This window comes from Candidatus Cardinium hertigii (assembly GCF_003788695.1).
On record NZ_RARA01000017.1, the window covers coordinates 29,085 to 37,890 of the forward strand.

Below are 8,806 nucleotides of genomic sequence, written 5' to 3' on the forward strand. Positions count from 1 at the left end.
AAATAAGGACGGCCCAAAGGGAATATTTCCGGAGATTGGCTGGCAAATTTCATATAAGTCTCCATATAACAAGAGAGTCCAATTAAAATAACAAAAAAAGTGAGCGCAAAAAACGTATTGAGTAAGAGGGCATGTTTTAAAATATTTGTAACCCGTCTATAGTTTTTTTCACGATCTGCACGGGCAACCAATAGAGAGACGCTAACGGAAATGCCTGAATTAATTTTTTTAAAAATGTTAAATAATGTGTTTGCAAACACAGCAGAAGCAACATGAGGCATACCCATTCTACTTATCATAATCGTATTAACCGCTTCAAGTGCAAGGACATTTAATGTACTAAAGACGATGGGATAGCTACGCATAATATACTCTACAACCAGAGTTCTATCAATAGATGGAAAACGCGGTGACATATTAAAAATTTACTTAAAAATGTTGACCCTATATAAATTCTTATACAATTTATATACTAAACAACCAAGCAACTCAGGGTATCCGTTCACTTGCATGGCAACCATATTTTATAGATTACAGAAATTAACGCTACTTTTTTTTGCTTGATCAAAAAAAGTAGCCAAAAAAAATCAAGCGCTGGTGAAAAAACTGCTGAAAAGAAAGGAAAAAAACCGAAAATCAAATCTCGCTCCTACGGTTACTCAATGGATTTGGAAAGCTGGCAAGGCGCGCGAGGGTGAAGCGCACGCAGCATAGTACTCACTATGTGAGTACGCTGAATCCCGAAGCGGAACACAGCCAGCTTTTCAAAGACGAAGAGTAGGCTCAGACAAGCTGATTTTCTTTTATTTTTTCCTTTCTTTTCTTTCCACAGTTTTTTCAAGGCGCATTTTTTATAAACTTACATTATTGCGCTATTTCTAAATAGGCATAGGCCATTCCACTGAACGGATACTTTTTTACGATTTAGTATTATTGCGCTATTTCTAATGGGTGTGAACACAGATACGTATAGGTCACACCACTGAACGGATACGTACCTATTGCTAATGGTTTACGAATACGAATACGGATAGGCCACTCCACTGAACGGATACAGTTTACCTTCAAAAGATAAGTAACCTTTTAAGTGTAATGCTTATAGTTGACTGTTTGTAGCATTTTTCTTATACTTATTATAGCGAATACCAGCAATTTCCTTCTTTAAAGCCAGTAGCTCTTTGTCGATTATGCCCTGACTAATGCTTAATAGTATACCTAAGGCAATCCCTGTAAACACAATCGACGTGCCACCCATACTTACAAATGGCAGTGGCAATCCTGTAACTGGACCAAGCCCTACCGCGACAGCCATGTTCATTAAAGACTGAAATACAAGCAAAAGACTTACTCCTATAGCTAAAAGCCCCTCATAGTAGTTAGTGGCAGTAGGCAGTAAAGCCATAGCCCTATATAACAAAATCAAATAAAGCGCTAGGACCAATATACCCCCTATAAGGCCATATTCTTCGATTAAGATGGCATAAATAAAGTCAGAGTAAGGATGGGGCAAGAAATTGCGTTGGGTACTATTACCAGGTCCTTTACCCATAAGCCCGCCCGTTGCTATAGCAATATAGGACTGTTCCGCTTGGAAGGAGAGATTACCTTTTAAAAAGCTTTCCATTCGTTTAGCTGCTGTCCCACCCCGTTGACCCCAGATCAATGCGCTTCCTACCACTAGGGTACCAGAACATACGATAAAGAGCAAATATTTAATAGGGATTCTGCCGATGTACATTAATACCAAACAAGTACCAAATAATAGAATAGCGCCGGAAAAATTACTTAAAGCAATTAAACCACTAATAACGCCAGACCAAGCCAGCATAGGCAAGCAGGCAAAAGTAAAGCAAGTAATTTTTTTTTGTTGTTTAGCGAGCATATGGGCAAGCCGTATAATTAAAGCAAGTTGTGCTAAATCAGATGGTTGAAAAGATTTGTTGATGAAAGGAATGGTAAGCCAACGAGAAGCTGCATTTAACTTTAGACCATATTTCCAAGTTATCAGTAACAATGGAATGGACATCCAGAGCGCTGCATTAGCCATAACGGCATAGTAGCGGTAATCAATACGGTGTGCCAGCCACATAGCAAATAAACCTGCCCCTATCAGGATAACCTGCCTAAGCAAATAATATTCGGTATTATGCTGCATTTGCCTATAAGCTAAAGAACTTGAAGCACTATAAACGCTTAGAATACTTAGACTAGATAATACAAAAACGACTCCCCATATAATGGGATCTCCTTTTAGCTTTTCTTTAATCAAATGCTTCATACAAACAGATAATATTTTTGTATCCGTTTACCTGCGTGGCAGCCATATTTTATAGATTACAGTAAATGGCTATTTAATAATTGATGATTTTATCCATTTTTTAAAAAACTATTTCTTTTAAAGCTACTTTTTTTGCTTGATCAAAAAAAGTAGCCAAAAAAAATCAAGCGCTGGTGAACAAAGCTGTTAAAATTTCAGTCTAAAAGCTGAAAATCAGAACTCGCCCAGGCTTGCAGCCTTGGGCTCAAACAGGCTGATTTTCTATTATCTTTCAGACTGAAATTTTCTATTCACAGCTTTGTTCAAGGCGCGTTTTTAAGGCGCGTTTTTTATGATCTTGTATTATTGTACTATTTTTAACTGGTACGAACACGGATACGCATAGGCCACATCACTGAACGGATACCCTTTGTTCAAGGCACGTTTTTTATAATCTTGCTATTGTACTATTTTTAATTGGTACGAACACGGATACACATAGGCTACTCCATTGAACGGATACTATATCTTTATCTTTTAGAAATCTTTTTATTAGCAGTTGTAACCAATATATTTATATACGCCTGAAGTTACAAATTATTTTACAAAAAATTATTTTTTGTGCGGATGGTTCTGGTTACGATTTTATTAATAGCTTATGATATTCTTTTGAGAGCATACAAGTTGCGGTAATCCAAATTATACAAATTAAAAAAAACATACCCATTAAAAATGGAGAAAGCTGATCGGGTGTATAACCAGAAAAAATAGTATAACAAATAACTTGCAAAATAGAGCCAGAAAATTTTCCTATTTTTCCACCTACTATATCAACCGCTGCTTTTCCTTTTGTTTGCCTTTCGTTATCTAACGGTATATAAACCATCTCTTTGGTTGCATCAAAAAAACAGTATTTGGCTCCTTTAGCCAATATATTTTGCAAGCCGCCGACGGCTACAATAATTCCTATAGTAGGCATTCCATATATAGTCTCTAATAAAAAATTGAAATGTTTGGCTACTACAAAAATAAAGAAGCTTACCCCTATTACAAATGTCATAATAGGTGTTACAAGTGCTGCGCCTAGCCAGCCCAATTTACGCATAACGGTAGTACCCAAAAATGAGCAGATAAGGGTAAAAATACCTATCCAAAATAAGATTTTTCCTTGAAAAGTAATAAAGCAAGAAAGGTCTTGCTGATAAAAAAGGCTTGTATAGTGAAACCAAAGTGCTTCTGTTAAGTTAATGACCATGGAGTAAGAAATCATCAATAAGCAAATTAATCCTAAGTATTTGGACCGAACGATCATCTTAAAACTTTCCTGCAGGCCTAATGACAATTTTGCTCGCCCAACTGTCTCTGTTTGTATCATTTGACGATGCATAATATATTTTTCAATATATCTATGTAAGAATAGGATTAAAAGGCCAAGCCCTACCACTACTATCGTAAAAGCAGCTATTGTCAGCTCTACCCCCCTTTTATGTATACCCAGCCAAGGTAATAGAAAATGTGCACTACGGGAAAAATAGATCATTATACTACCAGAAATAAGTAGATTGGTTTGTCCAAATAGATTGGAAAAGAAGTAAAACCGACCAGCGTCCTCTGTTTTAGTTATTTTATTTGCCAACTGCCAATATAACAGGGTAAAAATAATCATAGGCCAAAGTTCCCCCATCATNGGAGAAGTGCTGCCAGTAGGTGGTATTAAAGAAAAAATTTTAGCGGCAAAACGTGTGGGGATGAAAGAGATTATCCTAAGTAGCAAAAATAAAAAGGATGTGCAAGAAATTAAAGAAATCTACCGCAATAACTTAATATTCCACTATGTAGATCGGGTAGATGAGGTTTATCGTTTGGCGATACAAAAAGATAAGATACCAGATGCAAAAGTTTGGGATGGTAGTTTGCTGAGCACAAATAGGGAAGCTTAAAATGATTAATGATTTTATCCATTTTTTTTAAAACTACTTATTTTAAAGCTACTTTTTTTAAAACTACTTATTTTAAAGCTACTTTTTTTGCTTGATCAAAAAAAGTAGCCAAAAAAAATCAAGCGCTGGTGAACAAAGCTGTTGAAAATTTCAGCCTGAAAGCTGAAAATCAAAACTCGCCCAGGCTTGCAGCCTTGGGCTTAAACAAATTGATTTTCTAATAGCTTTCAGACTGAAATTTTCTAATCACAGCTTTGTTCAAGGCGCGTTTTTTATAAACTTACATTATTACGCTATTTTTAATTGGCCACACGACTGATACGCTATTTTTAATTGGCCACACGACTGATACGCTATTTTTAATTGGCCACACGACTGAACGGATACTAGAAAGCTGGCAAGGCGCGCGAGGGTGAAGCGCACGCAGCATAGTACCCACTATGCAAGTTCCCCCCATGATGTATATACATACATCATGGGGATCCCAAGTACGCTGAATCCCGAAACGGAACATAGCCAGCTTTTCAAATTATCCTACTCAATATCATACAGAAAATGAAATTTCTTTTAAAGAAGATAAAAATTGATTAAATTAGGCCTTAGCGTTATTAACGTCTGTATGTTTAATACAACTCTTCAACAGTACCTTCTATTATTCTTCAATTATGTCTCTACAAAGGATACTATACGTTGCAAGTGAGATCGCTCCTTTTCTAGAAACCTCCCTTGTGTCAAATTGTGTACGAAAATTACCGGAAGCCATGCAAAATAGACAGATGGATGTACGGATTATAGTACCTAAGTTTGGTATTATTAATGACCGGATGAATAGATTGCATGAAGTATTACGTTTATCAGGCACTATTGTTTCGATACATGAAGTACAGTATGCTATTTCTGTCAAAGTAAGCACTATACCCAATACGCGTTTACAAGTTTATTTTATAGGTAATGATGATCTATTTGGAAATAGAAAAGCGGTATTTAAAGATGCATATAATAACTTTTTTGAAGATAATGACTTACGTATGATTTTTTTCTGCACAGCTGTAATGGAAAGTCTCAAAAAGCTTGAATGGGAAGCAGACATTGTACATTGTCATGATTGGATCACAAGCTTAATACCTCTTTTTTGGAAAAAATTATACAAGAACCATCCTCTTTTTACAAAAGCTAAGCTCATTTCTACTATTTATAACAATACATTCTCACATCATTTTCCATTTTTAGCGGAAAAAGTAGCAAAGATAGGTGTGGCAAATGAAGATACCGCTTTTTTGGCTTCTGGAAGTTTTCGCAATATTATTCAGTTGGCTATGCACTATTCTGATATAGTAGTTCGTGGAGAAAAGCTTGATGCAACTGAATTTAAAGACTTATTTACTGGGCAAGATCTGCCTTTGGTTGAAAACGACGATCTGTATAACGAGCATCATTTTAAAATGTACGCACATCTCATGTGCCCTGACCTAACTTTTTAATAATCAGAGATTATTGTACCTATTCACATCCCTGGCTAGAAACCTTTAACAATTGCTTTAATTCGAAGGAGATAAAAGTTCTTTAAATTTCCCAACAAATAGAAAATCTTGTAATTCCGTTAGACTGGTATGTAAAATATCCTTAGAGCTCCCTTCCCATAATTTTTTACCCTGGTGTAAGAATAAAATAAAATCACCTAATGATAAAATAGTATTCATATCATGCGTTACTACTACTGTAGTGGTTTGGTAGGTAGAGGTCACTTCAGCAATTAATTCATCGATTTTCAGGGCCGTTTGGGGATCTAATCCTGAATTAGGCTCATCACAAAATAGGTATTTAGGATGGTTTACAATAGCCCTAGCTATCCCCGCTCTCTTCTTCATACCCCCACTCAACTCATTGGGCATTTTACGCTGAACATTAGGCAACCCTACTTGCGTTAAACACGCATTGACCCGATCTTGTTTCTCCCCTAGACTCATAGTGGTTAAGATATCTAATGGAAAGCGAACATTTTCTTCTATGTTCTTAGAGTCAAACAAAGCCCCCCCTTGAAAGAGCATCCCCATTTCCCTTCTTATTTCAGTTTGTAGTGGCTTATCTCCATAGACTAAATCGCGCCCATCAAAAAGAGAATTGCCTTGATCAGGCATAATTAAACCAATCAAGCATTTGATTAAAAGACTTTTCCCAGTGCCACTGGCACCTATTACCAGGCTCATTTGACCAGCTTGAAATGCACCACTAACACTATCTAGAATAGCTTTATTATTAAAAGACTTTGAAATATTTTCAAAAGAAATCATAGTGCATAAATTAAACGAGCATTAAATACCAGAACCCAGTAAAACATAAACCAAAAGTACATCTGCTATAAGTATAGCAATACAACTATTGGTAACAGCATCTGTACTGGATTTTCCTACATTTAAAGCCCCTCCCCTTGTATGTGACCCTTTGTAGCACGCAATAGAGGAGGTAAGCCATCCATAAACCAATGCTTTATAAAGTGCTACATGGATAACATAGGGATCAAACATTTTTCTGAGCCCCTCTATGTAAGCTTGCGGAGGGACTGAAGTAAGAAATTTACAAGTGAGGAATCCGCCATAAATAGAAAGAAACATAGCAATAATAATCAGAAGTGGATACATAAACACAGAAGCAAGAATTTTAGGTAAAACCAAATAGTTATTAGCATTTACGCCCATAATCTCCAATGCATCTATCTGTTCACTAATGCGCATAGAACCCAATTCACTAGCCATACTAGAACCTATTTTGCCCGCAAAAACAATACCGATTACCGTTGGAGCTAACTCAGAAACCGTCATATTTCGAACAGCAAGTCCTATAAAACTTTTTTCCAATAATGGATTATCTAGCTGTGAAACAAGCTGAATACAAGTAGCTCCTCCCATGAAAATTGAAATAACGCAAACAATAAACAGAGAATCAACCCCCACTTGCATACATTCTTTAGAAACACGAGACAAAAACATACGAAATGGCACAGGATTTTCAAACATGGCAGCTAAAAAAAGCAAATATTCTCCTAATTCTTTTACCATAAGCATATAATGAAGGTTTCATTTACATTAAATACAGCAATCCTATCCCTTATTGTAGGTAAAATAACCTCAAATATAGATACTTGTCATATTTAACCATAAATTTAAGCTTTATAAATTAAAAATTGCACATTTTTATTATTTTTACATAGAAAATATAGTTAAGAACGCAAACGATAGTTCTATAATGGAGTATTCTACATTTCTAAGCAGATTTTTTTGTTTTATTTTCAAATCGGAAAAACAAGAGCAGACCTAGCAACATACGTTCAAATATCAAAGTTAACCAAACGCCGCTTATACCCCAATGATATCTTATAACCAGAATATAACAAATAATTGCACTTATAAATTGTGTAATCAGATTAAATACAAATGGAAATGCTCTATCATCTAAACCACGTAGTACACTATTGCCCCAATAACATACACCATAAAATAATTGGAAAATACATAGATGCTTAATCAAAAAACTTACCAAACACTTTACAATATGGACAGGCTTGTAAAAAGAAATAATGTAAGGGCTAATAGTCAAAAAGGTTAGCCCAATTATTATCGAAAAAACCGTAATCATATCACATGCTGCAAGCGCTATTTTTCTTACTAATAAGCCATTTTGAGTACCGCGTTCTTGCGCCACCAGCATAGACCCAGAAAGCCCTAAACCAACGGCAAAAATAGTAATTAACTGGCAAAGATTAAATAAAATGGCATGAGCTGCTTGCGCTTCTACACCAATACAACCTACTACCATCGCAATAAAAAACAGATAAGCGCCCTCTATTCCAAACTGAATTCCAGCTGGCCAGCCTACCCACAATATTTCCTTAAAATATCGCCATGATATTTGATCAAATTTGAAAGACATTAGATAGCCTTTTGGGCGTAAAATACATACTAAATACAGTATACCAGCTATTGCCGTAAGCGTCTCAGCACAAACCATAGCCATTCCAGCTCCCTGCAATTCAAGAGCAGGGAAACCACATTTTCCATAAATTAATAAAAAGTTAAATATTACATTTGTAATTAAGGTAAAAAATCCTAATAATAATCCAATTGTCCCATAAGAGATTCCTTCCAGATAGCGTCTGACCATATTATTANAAATAAGGACGGCCCAAAGGGAATATTTCCGGAGATTGGCTGGCAAATTTCATATAAGTCTCCATATAACAAGAGAGTCCAATTAAAATAACAAAAAAAGTGAGCGCAAAAAACGTATTGAGTAAGAGGGCATGTTTTAAAATATTTGTAACCCGTCTATAGTTTTTTTCACGATCTGCACGGGCAACCAATAGAGAGACGCTAACGGAAATGCCTGAATTAATTTTTTTAAAAATGTTAAATAATGTGTTTGCAAACACAGCAGAAGCAACATGAGGCATACCCATTCTACTTATCATAATCGTATTAACCGCTTCAAGTGCAAGGACATTTAATGTACTAAAGACGATGGGATAGCTACGCATAATATACTCTACAACCAGAGTTCTATCAATAGATGGAAAACGCGGTGACATATTAAAAATTTACTTAAAAATGTTGAC

9 protein-coding genes (1 of these 9 running past the window's edge) are annotated in these 8,806 nt (G+C 35.7%); 2 read left to right on the forward strand and 7 right to left on the reverse strand.

Annotation, left to right across the window (positions count from 1 at the left end; translation table 11 throughout):
* The 3 genes from EDM02_RS01015 to EDM02_RS01025 form a co-directional block, all read right to left on the reverse strand.
* Positions 1–416: the 5' end (the start) of an MATE family efflux transporter gene (locus EDM02_RS01015; protein WP_123662379.1), read on the reverse strand. 910 nt of this gene lie to the left of the window's left edge; 416 of the gene's 1,326 nt are visible here — the first part of the coding sequence; it begins with the start codon at positions 414–416; the stop codon falls past the left edge of the window.
* Positions 417–1,096: 680 nt separating this feature from the next.
* A complete protein-coding gene (locus tag EDM02_RS01020; RefSeq protein ID WP_123662381.1) occupies positions 1,097–2,278 on the reverse strand; it encodes an FtsW/RodA/SpoVE family cell cycle protein in 1,182 nt (393 codons plus the stop codon).
* Positions 2,279–2,894: 616 nt separating this feature from the next.
* Positions 2,895–3,923 (reverse strand): Npt1/Npt2 family nucleotide transporter, encoded by a 1,029-nt coding sequence (locus tag EDM02_RS01025; protein WP_260214931.1) that lies wholly within the window; start codon positions 3,921–3,923, stop codon positions 2,895–2,897.
* 76 nt (positions 3,924–3,999) lie between these two features.
* On the opposite strand from EDM02_RS01025, the gene EDM02_RS05900 reads away from it, so the two are divergent.
* Entirely contained in the window at positions 4,000–4,197 is a 198-nt protein-coding gene (locus EDM02_RS05900) for a S16 family serine protease (protein WP_260214940.1), read from the forward strand.
* 665 nt (positions 4,198–4,862) lie between these two features.
* Complete coding sequence (locus EDM02_RS01035) at positions 4,863–5,678, forward strand: glycogen/starch synthase (protein ID WP_123662374.1); 816 nt, start codon at positions 4,863–4,865, stop codon at positions 5,676–5,678.
* Positions 5,679–5,735: 57 nt separating this feature from the next.
* Here the strand turns inward: EDM02_RS01035 and EDM02_RS01040 are convergent, their stop codons facing one another.
* From EDM02_RS01040 to EDM02_RS01055, 4 genes are all read right to left on the reverse strand, one after another.
* Positions 5,736–6,488, reverse strand: a complete 753-nt coding sequence (locus EDM02_RS01040) for an ABC transporter ATP-binding protein (protein WP_123662377.1) — start codon at positions 6,486–6,488, stop codon at positions 5,736–5,738.
* A gap of 21 nt (positions 6,489–6,509) precedes the next feature.
* Positions 6,510–7,259: an MlaE family ABC transporter permease gene (locus tag EDM02_RS01045; protein WP_260214929.1), complete on the reverse strand. Its 750-nt coding sequence runs from the start codon at positions 7,257–7,259 to the stop codon at positions 6,510–6,512.
* 199 nt (positions 7,260–7,458) lie between these two features.
* The gene (locus EDM02_RS01050; protein ID WP_123662386.1) at positions 7,459–8,355 is read right to left on the reverse strand and encodes an MATE family efflux transporter; all 897 of its coding nucleotides are present in this window, start codon (positions 8,353–8,355) and stop codon (positions 7,459–7,461) included.
* A 4-nt stretch (positions 8,356–8,359) separates the two neighbouring features.
* On the reverse strand, positions 8,360–8,779 hold the full coding sequence (locus EDM02_RS01055; RefSeq protein WP_123662388.1) for an MATE family efflux transporter: 420 nt from the start codon (positions 8,777–8,779) through the stop codon (positions 8,360–8,362).
* Between the last annotated feature and the right edge of the window lie 27 nt (positions 8,780–8,806).

Bases quoted from the DNA above. Each gene is read 5' to 3' on its own strand.
- EDM02_RS01020 (WP_123662381.1), bottom strand. From the start codon at position 2,278: ATGAAGCATTTGATTAAAGAAAAGCTAAAAGGAGATCCCATTATATGG.
- EDM02_RS01025 (WP_260214931.1), bottom strand. From the start codon at position 3,923: ATGATTATTTTTACCCTGTTATATTGGCAGTTGGCAAATAAAATAACT.
- EDM02_RS01035 (WP_123662374.1), top strand. From the start codon at position 4,863: ATGTCTCTACAAAGGATACTATACGTTGCAAGTGAGATCGCTCCTTTT.
- EDM02_RS01040 (WP_123662377.1), bottom strand. From the start codon at position 6,488: ATGATTTCTTTTGAAAATATTTCAAAGTCTTTTAATAATAAAGCTATT.
- EDM02_RS01045 (WP_260214929.1), bottom strand. From the start codon at position 7,259: ATGCTTATGGTAAAAGAATTAGGAGAATATTTGCTTTTTTTAGCTGCC.
- EDM02_RS01050 (WP_123662386.1), bottom strand. From the start codon at position 8,355: ATGGTCAGACGCTATCTGGAAGGAATCTCTTATGGGACAATTGGATTA.